At 74.4% G+C, this 15,767-nt stretch carries 15 protein-coding genes; 8 read left to right on the forward strand and 7 right to left on the reverse strand.

Annotation, left to right across the window (positions count from 1 at the left end; genetic code table 11):
* Positions 1–153: 153 nt before the first annotated feature.
* The gene (locus AC067A_RS29745) at positions 154–1,110 is read right to left on the reverse strand and encodes an NAD(P)/FAD-dependent oxidoreductase (RefSeq protein ID WP_479245648.1); all 957 of its coding nucleotides are present in this window, start codon (positions 1,108–1,110) and stop codon (positions 154–156) included.
* Between the two features lie 70 nt (positions 1,111–1,180).
* Between AC067A_RS29745 and AC067A_RS29750 the strand changes: the two genes are divergently transcribed.
* From AC067A_RS29750 to AC067A_RS29765, 4 genes are all read left to right on the forward strand, one after another.
* Positions 1,181–1,711 carry a hypothetical protein gene (locus AC067A_RS29750; protein ID WP_479245650.1) on the forward strand — a complete coding sequence of 177 codons (531 nt, stop codon included), beginning with the start codon at positions 1,181–1,183 and terminating at the stop codon, positions 1,709–1,711.
* Positions 1,712–1,800: 89 nt separating this feature from the next.
* A complete protein-coding gene (locus tag AC067A_RS29755) occupies positions 1,801–3,438 on the forward strand; it encodes an ABC-F family ATP-binding cassette domain-containing protein (protein WP_479245652.1) in 1,638 nt (545 codons plus the stop codon).
* Positions 3,439–3,466: 28 nt separating this feature from the next.
* Entirely contained in the window at positions 3,467–4,192 is a 726-nt protein-coding gene (locus tag AC067A_RS29760; protein ID WP_479245654.1) for a 2-phosphosulfolactate phosphatase, read from the forward strand.
* Positions 4,189–4,590 carry a hypothetical protein gene (locus tag AC067A_RS29765; RefSeq protein ID WP_479245656.1) on the forward strand — a complete coding sequence of 134 codons (402 nt, stop codon included), beginning with the start codon at positions 4,189–4,191 and terminating at the stop codon, positions 4,588–4,590. The genes AC067A_RS29760 and AC067A_RS29765 overlap by 4 nt, the downstream gene beginning before the upstream one ends.
* Positions 4,591–4,690: 100 nt before the next feature.
* Here the strand turns inward: AC067A_RS29765 and AC067A_RS29770 are convergent, their stop codons facing one another.
* Both AC067A_RS29770 and AC067A_RS29775 read right to left on the reverse strand, forming a co-directional pair.
* On the reverse strand, positions 4,691–7,114 hold the full coding sequence (locus AC067A_RS29770) for a Tex family protein (protein ID WP_479245658.1): 2,424 nt from the start codon (positions 7,112–7,114) through the stop codon (positions 4,691–4,693).
* A 158-nt stretch (positions 7,115–7,272) separates the two neighbouring features.
* Complete coding sequence (locus AC067A_RS29775) at positions 7,273–8,154, reverse strand: SCO6745 family protein (protein ID WP_479245660.1); 882 nt, start codon at positions 8,152–8,154, stop codon at positions 7,273–7,275.
* A gap of 269 nt (positions 8,155–8,423) precedes the next feature.
* Between AC067A_RS29775 and AC067A_RS29780 the strand changes: the two genes are divergently transcribed.
* The gene (locus AC067A_RS29780; protein WP_479245662.1) at positions 8,424–9,395 is read left to right on the forward strand and encodes a GlxA family transcriptional regulator; all 972 of its coding nucleotides are present in this window, start codon (positions 8,424–8,426) and stop codon (positions 9,393–9,395) included.
* 194 nt (positions 9,396–9,589) lie between these two features.
* A complete protein-coding gene (locus AC067A_RS29785; RefSeq protein ID WP_479245664.1) occupies positions 9,590–10,285 on the forward strand; it encodes a DJ-1/PfpI family protein in 696 nt (231 codons plus the stop codon).
* On the opposite strand, the gene AC067A_RS29790 is transcribed toward AC067A_RS29785, so the two are convergent.
* Entirely contained in the window at positions 10,269–11,012 is a 744-nt protein-coding gene (locus AC067A_RS29790) for an enoyl-CoA hydratase/isomerase family protein (protein ID WP_479245665.1), read from the reverse strand. The two genes, AC067A_RS29785 and AC067A_RS29790, sit on opposite strands and share 17 nt — an antisense overlap.
* A gap of 66 nt (positions 11,013–11,078) precedes the next feature.
* Here AC067A_RS29790 and AC067A_RS29795 point away from each other — a divergent pair, with 66 nt between their 5' ends.
* Together AC067A_RS29795 and AC067A_RS29800 are read left to right on the forward strand one after the other, a co-directional pair.
* On the forward strand, positions 11,079–11,741 hold the full coding sequence (locus tag AC067A_RS29795; RefSeq protein ID WP_479245667.1) for an HdeD family acid-resistance protein: 663 nt from the start codon (positions 11,079–11,081) through the stop codon (positions 11,739–11,741).
* Between the two features lie 130 nt (positions 11,742–11,871).
* Positions 11,872–12,390 (forward strand): ATP-binding protein, encoded by a 519-nt coding sequence (locus AC067A_RS29800; protein ID WP_479245668.1) that lies wholly within the window; start codon positions 11,872–11,874, stop codon positions 12,388–12,390.
* On the opposite strand, the gene idi is transcribed toward AC067A_RS29800, so the two are convergent.
* From idi to AC067A_RS29815, 3 genes are all read right to left on the reverse strand, one after another.
* Positions 12,356–12,976: an isopentenyl-diphosphate Delta-isomerase gene (gene idi / locus AC067A_RS29805; protein ID WP_479245669.1), complete on the reverse strand. Its 621-nt coding sequence runs from the start codon at positions 12,974–12,976 to the stop codon at positions 12,356–12,358. The two genes, AC067A_RS29800 and idi, sit on opposite strands and share 35 nt — an antisense overlap.
* Positions 12,977–13,127: 151 nt before the next feature.
* Positions 13,128–14,390 carry a GNAT family N-acetyltransferase gene (locus tag AC067A_RS29810; RefSeq protein ID WP_479245671.1) on the reverse strand — a complete coding sequence of 421 codons (1,263 nt, stop codon included), beginning with the start codon at positions 14,388–14,390 and terminating at the stop codon, positions 13,128–13,130.
* 221 nt (positions 14,391–14,611) lie between these two features.
* Complete coding sequence (locus AC067A_RS29815) at positions 14,612–15,553, reverse strand: cation diffusion facilitator family transporter (RefSeq protein WP_479245673.1); 942 nt, start codon at positions 15,551–15,553, stop codon at positions 14,612–14,614.
* Positions 15,554–15,767 lie beyond the last annotated feature (214 nt).

Consider the following 15,767-nt stretch of genomic DNA (forward strand, 5'->3'; position numbering starts at 1 on the left):
CCCGCGCCCCCCCCCCCCCCCCCCCCCCCCCCCCCCCCCCCCCCCCCCCCCCCGCCGCGCCCCCCCCCCCGCGGGGGGCGGGGCCCCCCGCCCCCCCCCCCCCCCCCCCCCCCGCGGCCGTTCCGGCCGTTCCGACGTGGCCGGCGTGGCCCGTCAGCCGCAGGCCAGTTCCGCCGCCCGTGCCGCGCAGCCCCAGGCCACGGTCACCCCGGCGCCTCCGTGCCCGTAGTGGTGCACGAGCCGGCCGCCGCCCGGCAGGGACACCGCCTCGATGCGCACGCCGCCCACGCGGGCGGGCCGCAGACCGACCCGGTGTCCGATGATCCGCGCCTCCGCGATCTCCGGCCGCACCCGCGCGCAGCGCGCGACGATCGCGGCCGCCGTCGCCGGGTCGGGTTCGAGCCGCTCGTCGTCCTCCTCGGCCGTCCCGCCGAGCACCAGACGCCCGGGCTGCGGGAAGAAGTACGTCGTCTCGTGCGAACCGGCGTCCGCCGCGGTGAACCACTCCTCGACACCGGGGTTCTCCACCAGGACCAGCTGGCCGCGCACCGGCCGCAGTCCGGCGTCCGGGACGAGTTCACGCGCCGCCGCCCCGGCGCAGTCGACGACCACCCGGGCCCGCGCCGCCGCCTCCTCGAAGACGGTGACCGCGCGCCGCTCGAAGACCCCGCCGGCCGCCTCGAACCGGCCCCGCAGCCAGGACAGATGGACCGGCATGTCGATCAGCGGAAGCCTGGCGGCCAGACCCGCGCCGTACGGCCCGGGCACCTCCTCGGGAGCCAGCCGGCGGAGGCCGGGCACCTCCTTCGCCCAGGACCCGAGGCCGTCCAGGACCGTGTCCGCGTGGACCCCCGGCACCCACCGCACCCCCGTCCGCTCCGGATCGGCGGCCAGCTCCCCGTACACCCGCAGCGAGTCGAGCGCCCAGGCCCCCGCCTCGGCCGCCGGTTCGATCCGGTACGGCCACCACAGCGCGCCCGCCACCGCCGAGGTCGTCGCCGTGACGTCGTCCCGCGACCAGACCCGCACCCGCAGCCCGCGCTCCGCCAGCGTCACCGCCGTCGTCAGACCGATGACCCCGCCGCCCACCACGATCACGTCGCTCTCCATGGCCCGGACCGTACCGGGACCGGGACATTTCCGGGACGGGGCGGCCACGGAACGCCGGAACACTCGAGTCATGCCGGTCCCGTACGCATCCCTCGACCTCGTCCCCGCCCCCGCGGGCGGCGCGTCCGCCCCGCTCCGCGACTTCCTCGTCGACGGCAGGGCACTGCTCCACCGGCTCGACGAGGTCGACGGCGTCGACGCGGTCTCGCCGCTCGCGGCGGACCTCCCGCCCACCGTCCGCGCCGAGCACGCCGAGCGCCTCCTCGCCGCCGACGGCGCCCGCCGGGTGATCCACTCCTGCCCGGACTGCGACGATCCCGGCTGCGGAGCCGTCACCGCCGTCGTCGAGCGCTCCGGCGACGACGTCGTCTGGCGCGACCTCGCCTGGCAGACCGGCCCCACCGTCGACCCGGCACGGGACGTGTACCCGGGCATCGGCCCGTACCGCTTCCGCGGCCCCGTCTACCGCGCGGTCCTCCACCGCCTGCTCGCGCAGCCGCCCGGCGCGCCGGCCGACGGCCCCGCCACCGCGAGCGGGCGCCCCGGAGCCACGGCCGTCCCGCGGAGCGCCCTCTCCCCCGAAACCCGCCGCGCCGCGTGACCACCCCGCACGCCTGACCGGGGGCTCGGGTGGGCCTGCGCGACCGCGCGGCGTGCGCGGGTGGGCGCCCCCGTAAGATTCGTCCCCTGATGACTGCAACCCTCGTCGCCAAGGACCTCGCCGCCGGCCACGGCGAACGCACCCTCTTCGCCGGGCTCGACCTGGTCGTCGCCCCCGGCGACGTCATCGGCCTCGTCGGCGTCAACGGCGCCGGCAAGTCGACGCTGCTCAGGCTGCTGGCAGGTCTGGACACCCCGGAGGAGGGCGAGCTGCGGCTCTCCCCGCCCACCGCGTCCGTCGGACACCTCCCGCAGGAGCCCGAGCGGCGCGCCGGCGAGACCGTGCGCGAGTTCCTCGCCCGGCGCACCGGCGTGGCCGCCGCCCAGACGGCCATGGACGAGGCCACCCAGGGCCTCGTCGACGGCACCCCGGGCGCCGACGACGCGTACTCCGTCACGCTGGAGCGCTGGCTGAACCTCGGCGGCGCCGACCTCGACGAGCGTGCCGAGGAGGTCGCGGACTCCCTCGGCCTCACCGTCGGCCTCGACCAGCCGATGACCTCGCTCTCCGGCGGCCAGGCGGCCCGCGCGGGCCTCGCCTCGCTGCTCCTCTCCCGCTACGACGTCTTCCTGCTCGACGAGCCCACCAACGACCTCGACCTCGACGGCCTGGAGCGCCTGGAGGCGTTCGTGAAGGGGCTGCGCGCCGGCACGGTCGTCATCAGCCACGACCGCGAGTTCCTCACCCGCACCGCCACCAAGGTCCTCGAACTCGACCTGGCCCAGCAGCAGATCACCCTGTACGGCGGCGGTTACGACGCCTACCTCGACGAGCGGGACACCGCCCGGCGCCACGCGCGCGAGGACTACGACGAGTACGCGGGGAAGAGGGCCGCCCTGGAGGCGCGCGGCCACATGCAGCGCTCCTGGATGACCCAGGGCGTCAAGAACGCCCGCCGCAAGGCCACCGACGGCGACAAGCTCGGCCGCAACGCGCGCAGCGAGGCCAGCGAGAAGCAGGCGGCGAAGGCCCGGCAGACCCAGCGCATGATCGAACGCCTCGACGTCGTCGAGGAGCCCCGCAAGGAGTGGGAGCTCCGCATGGAGATCGCCTCGGCGCCGCGCTCCGGCTCGGTCGTGGCGACCCTGCGCGAGGCCGAGGTGCGCCGCGGCGACTTCTCCTTCGGTCCCGTCACCCTCCAGATCGACTGGGCCGACCGCGTGGCCGTCACCGGCGCCAACGGAGCCGGCAAGTCGACCCTGCTCGCCGCCCTGCTCGGCCGCCTCCCGCTGGACTCCGGCGACGCGGTCCTCGGCTCCGGCGTCGTCGTCGGCGAGGTCGACCAGGCCCGCAAGCTGTTCCACGGCACCGAGAGCCTCCTGGAGGCGTTCTGCGCGGCGGTGCCCGACACCGAGCCCGCCGACGTCCGGACGCTGCTCGCCAAGTTCGGCCTCAAGGCCGAGCACGTGCTGCGGCCCGCGACGACGCTCTCCCCGGGCGAGCGGACCCGCGCCGCGCTCGCCCTGCTCCAGGGCCGGGGCGTGAACCTGCTCGTCCTCGACGAGCCGACCAACCACCTCGACCTGCAGGCCATCGAGCAGCTGGAGTCCGCGCTCGACTCGTACACCGGCACCCTGCTCCTGGTCACCCACGACCGGCGCATGCTCGACGCGGTCCGCACCACCCGGCGCGTCGAGGTCGCCGGCGGCAAGGTGACCGAGCTCTGATGACCGTTCGCCGCGGGCGGGGCCCGCGATGACGGTCTCCTTCGGCTGGGGGCCCGTCGAGGCGCGGGCCCTCGCTCCGGCGGCCGCCTGTGTGGTCGTGGTCGACGTGCTCTCGTTCACCACCGCCGTGGGCGTCGCCGTCGAGGCCGGCACGGCCGTCCACCCCTACCGGTGGCGGGACGCCACGGCCGTCGCCTACGCGTCCCGCGCCGGGGCGATCCTCGCCGTCGGCCGCCGCGAGGCGACCCCGGAGCACCCGTGGACGCTCTCCCCGGCGGCCCTGCGCGCCGCCCCCGCACCCGCCCGTCTGGTCCTGCCGTCCCCGAACGGCTCCACGATCGCGGCCGAGGCCGGCACCGCGACCGTCGTCGCCGCCTCCCTGCGCAACCACACCGCGGTCGCCCGCTGGCTCCTCGATCGCGGGTACGGGACGGCGCGACGCCCGCTCGCGGTCGTCGCCGCCGGCGAGCGGTGGCCCGACGGCTCGCTCCGCCCGGCGCTCGAGGACCTGCTGGGCGCGGGAGCGGTGCTCTCCGCCCTCGTGGGCAGGGGCTCCCTGAGCCCGGAGGCGACGGCGGCGGCCACGCTGTGGTCGGCGACGAAGGACCCGGTCGCCGCCTTGCACGGCTGCGACTCGGGCCGTGAACTGTACGAGTACGGCTATCCGCAGGACGTGGCCGTGGCCGCCGAGACCGACAGCTCGACGACCGTTCCCGTCCTGGTGGACGGCGCTTTCCAGGAGGCAGCAGCATGACCGACCTACTGACCCGGCTGACCGAGATGCTGGACGACCTCGACGCGGACGTCGACGAGACCATCGACCTCGCCGACGAGATCGCCGCCTCGGGCGACGCCGCTCTCCTGCCGCGCCTCCAGTCGGAACTGGACCGCGCCCTCACGGAACGCAACGCCTACGCCCGTGAGCTCCTCGGCGGCGTCCTCGCCGCCATCGGCGGCCCGGAGGCCCTGCCGGCCCTGGTCCGCGCCTCGGCCGTCGACCTCGGCGACGACCAGGACGGCCTGGCGGCCGAGATCGTCGAGCTCGTACAGGCCGATCCGAAGGCGGCCCGCGGGCTGCTCCAGCCGCTCACCCGGGACGACGACCTGACCGTCGCCCACCGCGCCGAATGGGCCATGCGCTTCCTGCCCTGACCCGCCCTCCCGCGGACCCTCCCGCACGGCCGAGGCCGCGCCCCCGGCGGGGCGCGGCCTCGGCCGTTCTCCGGACACGGCGGGAGCCGCCGGACAGGCCCTAGCGGCGCTTGCCGCCGCCCTCGCCGAGCAGGCCGGCCTTGCGCAGGGCGTCCGCCATGGCGCTGTTGCCGGGGGCGGGTGCCGGCGACCGGTCGCGGTCCCGGCCGCCGCGCTCGTCCCGGCCACTCCGCTCGTTCCTGCGGCCACCGCCACCGCCACCGCCGCCGCTACGGCTGCCGCTCTGGCGCTGCTGCGGAGGGCGCTCGCCCCGCTCGCGCCGGGGCGCGCCGCCGGCCGCGTCCGCGCCGGGCTCGTCGTCGAGGCGCAGGGTCAGCGAGATGCGCTTGCGGGGGATGTCGACGTCGAGGACCTTCACCTTGACGACGTCGCCGGGCTTCACGACGTCGCGGGGGTCCTTGACGAAGGTCTTCGACATCGCCGACACGTGCACCAGGCCGTCCTGGTGGACGCCGACGTCGACGAACGCGCCAAAGGCCGCCACGTTCGTGACGACGCCCTCGAGGACCATCCCGGACGCGAGGTCGCCGATCTTCTCGACGCCGTCCTTGAAGGTGGCCGTCCTGAACGCCGGACGCGGGTCGCGGCCCGGCTTCTCCAGCTCGCGCAGGATGTCCGTCACGGTCGGCAGACCGAAGGTCCCGTCGACGAAGTCGTCCGCGCGCAGCGTGCGCAGCCGGCCCGTGTCGCCGATCAGCGCCGCGACCTCGCCGCCCGTCGCCTTCACCATCCGGCGCACCACCGGGTACGCCTCCGGGTGCACCGACGACGCGTCGAGCGGGTCGTCACCATCCCGGATGCGGAGGAAGCCCGCGCACTGCTCGTACGCCTTCGGGCCGAGCCGGGCCACGTCCTTGAGCGCCTTGCGGGAGCGGAACGGGCCGTTGGCGTCCCGGTGCGCCACGATGTTCTCGGCGAGGCCGCCGCTGATGCCGGAGACCCGCGAAAGCAGCGGCGCGGAGGCGGTGTTGACGTCGACGCCGACGCCGTTCACACAGTCCTCGACCACGGCGTCGAGGGAGCGCGAGAGCTTCACCTCGGCCAGGTCGTGCTGGTACTGGCCGACGCCGATGGACTTCGGATCGATCTTCACCAGCTCCGCGAGCGGGTCCTGGAGCCGCCGGGCGATGGAGACGGCGCCGCGCAACGACACGTCGAGGTCCGGGAGTTCCTGAGAGGCGAAGGCGGAGGCCGAGTAGACCGAGGCGCCCGCCTCCGAGACCATCACCTTCGTCAGCTTCAACTCGGGGTGCTTGGCCAGGAGTTCGCCGGCGAGCTTGTCGGTCTCGCGGGAGGCGGTGCCGTTGCCGATCGCGACGAGCTCGACCGCGTGCTCCTTCGCCAGCCGCGCCAGCCTCTCCAGCGCCTGGTCCCACTTGTTGGCGGGGACGTGCGGGTAGATCGTGTCGGTGGCGACGACCTTGCCGGTCGCGTCGACGACGGCGACCTTCACGCCGGTGCGGAAGCCGGGGTCGAGGCCCAGCGTCGCCCGGGTGCCGGCCGGCGCCGCGAGCAGCAGGTCGCGCAGGTTCGCCGCGAAGACCCGGACCGCCTCGTCCTCGGCCGCCGTGCGCAGCCGCAGCCGCAGGTCGATCCCGAGGTGGACGAGGATGCGGGTCCGCCAGGCCCAGCGGACCGTGTCCTGGAGCCACTTGTCGCCGGGGCGCCCGCGGTCGGCGACGCCGAAGCGACGGGCGACGATGCCCTCGTACGAGGACGGGCCGGGCAGCTCCGACGGCTCCTCCGGCTCCAGGTCCAGGCTGAGCACGTCCTCCTTCTCGCCCCGCAGCATGGCGAGCACGCGGTGCGAGGGCAGCGCCGTGAACGGCTCGGCGAAGTCGAAGTAGTCGGCGAACTTCGCTCCGGCCTCCTCCTGCCCGTCCCGCACCTTCGCGACGAGCCGGCCCCGGCCCCACATGCGCTCGCGCAGCTCGCCGATGAGGTCGGCGTCCTCGGAGAACTTCTCGGCGAGGATCGCCCGCGCGCCCTCCAGGGCGGCGGCGGCGTCCGCGACGCCCTTGTCCCCGTCCACGAAGGCCGCGGCGGCGACCGCCGGCTCGACGGACGGGTCGGCGAGCAGCCCCTCGGCCAGCGGCGCGAGACCGGCCTCGCGGGCGATCTGGGCCTTCGTCCGGCGCTTCGGCTTGAAGGGCAGGTAGATGTCCTCCAGGCGGGCCTTGGTGTCGGCGGCCCGGATGCCGGCCTCCAGCTCCGGCGTCAGCTTGCCCTGTTCGCGTACCGAGTCGAGGATCGCCGTCCGGCGGTCCTCCAGCTCGCGCAGGTAGCGCAGCCGCTCCTCGAGGGTGCGCAGCTGCGCGTCGTCGAGCATCTCGGTCGCTTCCTTGCGGTAGCGCGCGATGAACGGCACGGTCGAACCGCCGTCGAGGAGCTCGACGGCTGCCCTCACCTGTCGCTCGCGTACGCCGAGCTCCTCGGCGATCCTTGCTTCGATGGACGTCGTCACGGTGTCCCGACTCGCCTTCTCGTGCCTCAAGCTTGCGAGTGCATTGTGCCGGGTCGGTCACCCGGACGCGGCAACCGGCCCGTCCCGGCGGTTCGCCGGCCCCCGGCTCCACCGGGGGACCGTCCGGAAAGTCCCGCCCGGCCCTCCGGCGGGCGGCGCTACTTTCCGGCCGGGTCCTTGCCGCCGAGGTCCGCCGGGAAGGCGCCCGCGGCGGCCGCGGCGAAGAGGAACCCGCGCCCCAGTTCGGTCAGGCGCTCGACGCCGGCCGCGCCGAGGTGCTCGTACGGGGCGGAGTCCAGCCGGTCGGTGTGCTCCTCCAGGTCGGCGCGGAGTGCGGTGCCCGCCTCCGTCAGCTCGCCGTCGGCGTCGAGCAGTCCGCGTGCGCGCAGTCGTCCCACCGCCGCGTCCCAGTCGGCGCGGCGCCAGCCGCGGGAGCCGAGGACCCAGCGCGGGGCCATGCCCTTGCCGGTGGCGGTGTGCGAGACGAGGGCCTCGACGGGGTCGAGCCCGGCGGAGAGCAGCGCCGTGAGGTGGCCGTCGCCCCGGTGCTCGCGCAGCAGGGTGGCGGCGTGCCAGTAGGCGAGGTGGGGCTCCTCGGGCACCGGGAGGTCGGCGTGGGCGGAGTAGAGCGGGCGGGCGTGCCGTGTGCAGGCTTCGGCGGCGCGCAGCGCGAGCTCGGCCGCCTCGGTCATCTCGGGGGCGGCGACGGCGTCGTCGCCGAGCAGCCGGCGCAGGGTGGCGTCGGCGGCCCGCAGCCGCGCGTCCAGGACCTCGGCGGGGGAGGCGGTGTCCCAGACGGCGGGCAGGTGCCGGGCCAGCAGCTCGTGGTTGTAGTTGTAGAAGGTCGCGGCGACCGCGCCCGCGCCCACCGCGCCGAGGGCGGCGCTGCGCGAGGCGAGCCGCATCGCGTTCCGGTCGGTGAGGCCGAGGGCGGTGAACTCGCGGTCCAGGTCGGGCGAGAAGTAGAGCGTGGAGTGCAGCGGGTTGAGGGCGTTGTGGCAGCGGCGTCCCGCGCGGGGCGGCAGAGCAGTCGTCGTCATGGGCCCGTAGGTTACCGACTGGTCGGTACGACAGGAACAGGCGTGCCCTCACTCGCCGGAGGCTCGACGGGGCGGTACGACGGGAACAGGCGTGTCCTCGCACGCCGGAGGCTCGACGGGGCGGTACGACAGGAACAGGCGTGTCCTCGCACGCCGGAGGCTCGACGGGGCGGTACGACGGGAACCGCCACGCGCGCGCCGGAGGCGATGGCAGGAAAGGTGGGTTCCCCGTCGTTGCGGACGTACCGGCGGGCGCGAAGGATGGAGGCATGACGCAGCGACCCGTCCTCGTCGTCCTCTTCGACGGCGTACAGAGCCTCGACGTCACCGGCCCCGTCGAGGTGTTCGCCGGTGCCGGCCGCGCCGCCGGCGACCCGGCCGCCTACCCGATCACGACCGCCTCCCTGGACGGCGGCCCGGTCCGGACGCACAGCGGACTGCGGCTGCTCCCCGACACCACCCTCGACGAGGCGCTCGCCGGCGGCCCGCCGCACACCCTCGTCGTCCCCGGCGGCGAGGGCACCCGGGCTCCCGAGCCCGCCCTGGTCGACTGGCTGCGCGAGCACGCCCCGCGCGCCGAACGCCTGGTCTCCGTCTGCACCGGCGCGCTGCTCCTCGCCGAGGCCGGGCTCCTCGACGGGCACCGGGCCACGACCCACTGGGTGGCCTGCGACCACCTCGCCCGCCACTACCCCGGCGTCGACGTCGACCCGGACCCCATCTTCGTACGCGACGGACGCGTCGCCACCTCCGCCGGCGTCACCGCGGGCATCGACCTGGCCCTCGCCCTCGTCGAGGAGGACCTCGGCCGGGACGTGGCCCTCACCGTCGCCCGCCACCTGGTCGTCTTCCTGCGCCGCCCCGGCAACCAGGCGCAGTTCAGCGTCCAGCTGTCCGCCCAGACCGCCCGGCGCGAGCCGCTGCGCGACCTCCAGCAGTGGATCACCGAGCACCCCGAAGCGGACCTCTCCGTCGAGGCGCTCGCCGCCCGCGCCCGGCTCTCGCCCCGCCACTTCGCCCGCGCCTTCCACGCGGAGACCGGCACCCCGCCCGGCCGCTACGTCGACCGGGTCCGGCTCGAACACGCCCGCCGCCTTCTGGAGGAGACCTCGCGCGGCGTCGAGGAGGTCGCCCGCACCTCCGGCTACGGCACCCCGGAGGCCATGCGGCGCGCCTTCCTCAAGGCCCTCGGCACCGCCCCCGTGGAGTACCGCCGCCGCTTCCACGCGCTCCTCACCTGACCGTCCTGCCACGCCGCCGCCGGCCCCTGCCGCCGGCGGGCTCTCCCGTGGTCGATCGAGCGCCGTCCGGAAGCGATCCCTTCCTGGGGCGACCCCTCGCCCGTGGACCCGTGGCCGCCCGGACCCGTCCCCGCCCGGACCCGTCACCGACCGTCCCGTCACCGACCGTCCCGCCAACCGATCAAGGAATCGACATGCAGATCGCCATCCTGCTCTACGAGCGCTTCACCACCCTGGACGCCGTCGGGCCGTACGAGCTCCTCGCCCGTCTCCCCGGCGCCGAGAGCGTCTTCGTGGCCAAGGAGGCCGGGCCGGTCCGCAACGACCAGGGCAGCCTGGCGCTCGTCGCCGACAGGACCCTCGCCGAGGTCCCGCGCCCGGACATCGTGCTCGTCCCCGGCGGGCCCGACTCGCGGGCGGCCATGAACGATCCGGAGATCCTCGACTGGCTCCGCACGGCCGACGCCACCAGCACCTGGACCACCTCGGTCTGCACCGGCTCGCTGATCCTCGCCGCCGCGGGCCTGCTCAAGGACCGCCGGGCGACCACCCACTGGCTCGCCTTCGACGAACTGCGGGCCCAGGGGGTCGAGCCGACCGGCGAGCGGGTCGTCTTCGACGGCAAGTACGTCACGGCCGCCGGCGTCTCCTCCGGCATCGACATGGCGCTGCACCTGCTCGGCCGCGTCGCCGGCGACGAGGTCGCCCAGACCGTCCAGCTGCTCACCGAGTACGACCCGCAGCCGCCCTACGACGCGGGCTCCCCGGAGAAGGCCCCGGCCGCGATCGTGGCGCACTGGCGCGGCACCGACACCAGGGACCTCGTCAAGGAGAGCCGACCCCTCCCGGAGGCTCCGGCAGACGCGGGCGGTCTCAGAGCCCGTACGTGAACCGGGGCGCGCGGCGCTCCAGGAAGGCGGCGACACCCTCCGCGGGGTCGCCGCTGCCGCGCGCCTGCTCCAGCCAGTGGTCGTCCCTGTCGGGGCGCCCGTCGATGAACTCCTTGGCAGCCGCCTGGGTCAGCAGCGAGCGGGAGGCGAGGATCCGGGCGAACTCGGCCACCCGCTTGTCGAGCGCGCCCACCGGGTGCAGCTCGTCGACGAGCCCGGTCCGCAGCGCCCGGTCGGCGTCGATCAGTTCGCCGGAGAACAGCAGGTACTTGGCGGTCGACGGGCCCACGAGGGCGGCGAGCCTGCGGGTCGACGAAGACCGGTAGACGAGGCCGAGCTTCGCGGGGGTGACGCCGAACCGGCTGCCCTCCTCGGCGAACCGCAGGTCGCAGGCGGCGGCGAGCTGGCTGCCGCCCCCGACGCAGAAGCCCCGGACGGCGGCCAGGGTCGGCTTGGGGAAGGCCGCGAGCGCCTCCTCGGCCCGTACCGAGAGCGTCTGTTGCTCCTCTCCGGACTCCCGCAGCGTCGAGATGTCGGCTCCCGCGCAGAAGGTGTCGCCCTCGCCGGTGAGGACGAGCACCCGGACGGCCGGATCGGCGGCGAGCCGCTCCAGGACGCCGGGCAGGTCCCGCCACATGCCCGCGCTCATCGCGTTGCGCTTGGCGGGGTTGGCGATGACGACGGTGGCGACCCCGTCCGTGACGCTGTCCTTCAGCTGCGGCTCCATGAGCCGGATGCTATCCGCCGGACCCGAACGTACGATCAGGAAGGGGTCGCCGCGAGGAGGCACCGCATGACCGAGGACGCCCGCGAGACCGCCGCACAGGATTCCGTCCGGGACATGGCGCGTGAGGGGAAGAAGCTCAGCCGCAGCTTCGGCTGGCTGGCCGCGCTCGGCATCCTGCTGGTGATCGGCGGTCTCGTCGGTCTGGTCTACACGGGTCTCGCGACCCTGACCTCGATGCTGCTCTTCGGGTGGCTGCTGCTGATCGGCGGTGTGGTGGGACTCCTGCAGGCCATCCAGTCGCGAGGCACCAGCTACTTCTGGCTGGCCGTGGTGGTGGCCGCGCTGAACATCGCGGCCGGCGTCGTGGTGATCCGCCACCCGCACGGATCGGCGGAGGCGCTGACCATGTTCGCCGCCCTGCTCTTCCTGACCGGCGGGCTGTTCCGGCTGGTCGGCAGTGTGGTGGTGCGGGGGCCGCAGTTCGGCTGGACCCTGCTCCAGGGCGCGTTCGGGCTGCTGCTCGGTCTGCTCGTCCTGTTCGACTGGCCCGACAGCAGCAGGTACGTCCTCGGGGTCTTCTTCTCGCTCGCGCTGCTGTTCGACGGCCTGGGCCTGATCGCCATCGGCGTCGGGGGGCGGCGCATCGTCGGTATGGTGACCCCGCCGGCACCGGAGAACGGCACCCCTCCGGAGTCATCAGAAACCGGGCAGGATCAGTCGAACAACTGACGTCGGCACACCCAGCCGATCAGAAGGTGGCCGATAAGTGTCGACTTCTGGTCAGTAGGCCGGTCCGCCCGTGGGGATTGCCAAGACTCGATCCGTGGCGAGAATCGAGCACGAGGGTGGGAACGGGACCGTGGACACCCACGGAGGCGTCCCCACCCGGCAACCGTCCTACGAAGGAGTCTGGCGCTTCACCGCGGCCGCGGTCGACGTCTCCGTCCCGCAGGCCCGGCACGCCGTACGCGACCTGCTGGTCCGCCAGGCCGTCCCCCTCCACGAGGAGATCATGGACGGCCTGCTGCTGATCGTCTCCGAGCTGGTCACCAACGCCGTGCGGCACGCGGCGCTGCTGTCGCCGGAGATAGCGGTGGAGGTGGCGATCGGCCCCGAGTGGATCCGGGTGTCGGTCGAGGACAACCACCCCTACCGCCCCAAGGCGCTGGAAGCGGACTGGGGTCAGACGGGAGGCCGCGGGCTCCTCCTGGTCCGGGAGATCGCCCAGGAGGCGGGCGGCGCCTGCGACGTGGAGCACACGGCGACCGGCGGGAAGATCATCTGGGCGGCGCTGCCCCTGGCCCCGACGGCGCCGGGGCCAGGAGGCGTGCCGCATCCGGCGGTCACCAGCCCCCGGACGGACCCGTCAGCTCCCTGACGGCCGGACGCGCCGCGTCGAGCACCGTCATGAACCAGGCGGAGAACGGCGCGGCGGCGTGCCGCTCGGCCAGCTCGTCGGCGGTGACGAAGGCGGTGTCCTCGATCTCCTCCGGGTCCGGCCGCGGCTCGGCCTGCACGAGACCGACGAAGAGGTGGTTGAACTCCTGCTCCACCAGGCCCGAGGCCGGGTCCGGATGGTTGTAGCGGACCGTGCCGGCCTCCGCGAGCAGGGTGGGCGAGACGCCGAGCTCCTCGAAGGTCCGCCGGGCCGCCGCCGCGAAGGGCGCCTCGCCCGGGTAGGGGTGGCCGCAGCACGTGTTCGACCAGACGCCGGGGGAGTGGTACTTGCCGAGCGCCCGGCGCTGGAGCAGCAGCCGCCCCGACTCGTCGAAGAGGAAGACGGAGAAGGCGCGGTGGAGCTGACCCGGCGCCTGATGGGCGGCGAGCTTCTCCGCCGTGCCGATGGTCCTCCCCTCCTCGTCGACCAGTTCGAGCATGATCGGCGCCGCGGCTCCGGACGGCTGGACACCGTTCGACGCGATCTCCGGCAAGATCTGAGCCGCGGTGGCTGGTGTGGTCGGCATACCCATCCTTCGCTTCGGTCCTCGGCCCGGTGGGGCTACCACAGTCTGCCGTACAAAACCGGCTTGTCCGTACTTCGTCGGCCCGACGTGGCCGCTCCCGCCGCACCGGAGGAGGACCGGTGCGGCGGGAGCGAGGGGACCCGGGAGGAGGTCAGACCCCGAAAGCCGCCGGATAGACGAGGACTCCCGCCGGAACGGGCACGGAGTCGTCCAGGACGAGCGCCATCATCGCCTCGTCCGGAGCCTCGAAACCTGGCTTGATTCCGTACTCGGACGCCCGTACGAAGCCGAACCGCGGGTAGTACTCCGGATGGCCCAGGACGAGTACGAGCGGCTCGCCCCGCAGCCGCGCCGCGTCGAGCACCACCCGGACGACGGCCTGGCCGGCCCCCGTCCGCTGGTACGCCGGCGCCACCGACACCGGCGCGAGCGCCGCCGCCGGGGCACCGCCCACCCGGCAGCGGGTGATCAGCGCGTGCGCCGCGACCGAGCCGTCGGGGGCCTCGGCCACGTACGACAGACCGGGCAGCCAGGCGTCGGCGTCGAGCCGGAGCGCCTCGACCAGATCGGCCTCGGTCGCGGAGGGCGCGGCCTCCGAACCGAAGGCCGTCGCCACGACCCGGCGGATGGCGGCGGCGTCCCCGGGGGTCTCCGCGCGGGTGGTCCAGCGCGGGTCGGCCGGCCGCAGGACGAAGCCCGCGTAGCCGTAGTCGGCACCGTGCTCGTGCCGGAGCGCGATCTCGGCACGCGCCCCCGCCACCGCCTCGGCCATGCCGGGGACGGTGGTGTCCGCCACGTCGGCGTGGGCGGCGAGCGGACCGTAGTACTCGTCCCAGTCGCTCTCGGGCTGCGGGACGGTCCCCAGGACGTGGTACCCGGCCCCGACGGCCGCCGCCGCGTTTCCGGTGACGGTACGGAGCCGGTAGTGCTCCTCCCAGAAGGCGCGGGCCGCCGGGCCCGGCTCGTCGGTGGTCCAGACGCACTCGGTCAGGACCAGCGTGCCGCCGGGCGCGAGCAGCCTGCGCCACTCGGCGAGCGCCCGGTCGAAGCCGAGGACGAAGACCGAGCTCTCGGCCCAGACCAGGTCGAAGGAACCGTCCGGGAACGGGAGGGCGCGCATGTCGGCGCGGAGGGTGTGGACCGAGCCGTCGAGCCCGCGCGCGGCGGCGCTCGCGCGCAGCTCGGCGAGGAACGGCTCGTGGGTGTCGACGGCGGTCACCTCGGCGCCCGCCTCGGCGGCCAGGAGCAGCGCGGAACGGCCGGGGCCGCAGCCCAGGTCGAGGACGCGCGGGCGCTCCGGGAGCCGCCCGGCGAGCGCGAGGAGCCGACGCGTGGTGGCGTCGGAGCCGGGACCCTGCCGCGGCAGGCCGTGGTGCAGGGCGAAGAAGGAGTCGTGCAGGGCGTTGTCGGACAACGTGGGAATCCCTCGGTGAAAGGGTCCCGGCCGACGACGTGACGGACCGGTGTGGACCGGGATCAGGTCAGCCGGAGACCCGGAAGCTGAAGCTGGACCGGGCGCTGCCGCACTGGGCGGCCTCCATCGCGACGGTCATCAACCTCAGCTCCTCTCCACACGTGTTCGTACGAAAAGACTAACAGGCGGCGGATCTCCCAGGGGGCGTCTTCGCCGGGCCCTCACAGGCAGAGCTTCGCCTCGTGCTCCGCGTGTCCCACCGGCTCCAGCTGGAACGTGCAGTGCTCTACGTCGAAGTGCGACCCCAGGCACCCCTGGAGGGAGTGCAGCATCTTCTCGTGCCCGACGGAGTCGAGCGCGGCCTGGTCGACGACCACGTGCGCGGAGAGCACCGGCATCCCCGAGGTGATCGTCCACGCGTGCAGGTCGTGCACGCCCTCCACCCCCGGGAGGGCCAGGATGTGCGCGCGCACCTCCGCCATGTCGACGCCCTTGGGGGCCGCCTCCAGGAGCACGTCGAGGGTCTCGCGCAGCAGCTTGAGCGTGCGCGGGACGATCATCAGGCCGATCACGATCGAGGCGATCGGGTCGGCGTACTGCCAGCCCGTGGCCAGGATGATCCCGGCCGCGACGATCACAGTGACCGACCCCAGGGCGTCCGCGAGCACCTCCAGATACGCCCCGCGCACGTTGAGGCTCTCCTTCTGGCCCCGCACGAGCAGCGACAGCGAGATCATGTTGGCCACCAGGCCGATCACCGCGAACACGATGGTCAGGCCGCCCTTGGTCTCGGCCGGCTCCAGGAACCGCTGGATCGCCTCGAACAGCACGTAGCCGCCGACGACGAGCAGCAGCAGGCAGTTGGCGAGCGCGGCGAGGATCTCCGCCCGGGCGAACCCGAAGGTGCGGTTGCCGGACGGCGGCCGGTTGGCGAAGTGGATCGCGAGCAGCGCCATCGCGAGGCCGACCGCGTCCGTGGCCATGTGCGCCGCGTCGGCGATCAGCGCGAGGGAGTCGGCGGCCACGCCACCGATGATCTCGATCACCATCACGGAGAGCGTGATGCCGAGTGCGATCCGCAACCGGTTCCTGTGCGCGGCACCCGCGGTGCCCGTCGGAGGCCGGCCCCCGTGACTGTGTCCGTGGTCGTGTCCAGCCCCCATGACATGGCCTCCCGGTCGTGTCGTCCGTTGTGCGCCCGATGGTCCCGACTGGCAAGTGAACTACGGGTGGGGGGTATGCGCAACACGGTACTGAACACCGTTGTCATATGCTCTGACCTGCGGATATGCGATCCCGCCCGGCCGGGCCCCCAAGGGCCGCCCGACGGTCGCGGGGGCGTCGCCCGACCGTGGTTTGTGAGGTGGGCCACCGATC

The sequence above is a fragment of the Streptomyces sp. NPDC043176 genome (assembly GCF_056436715.1).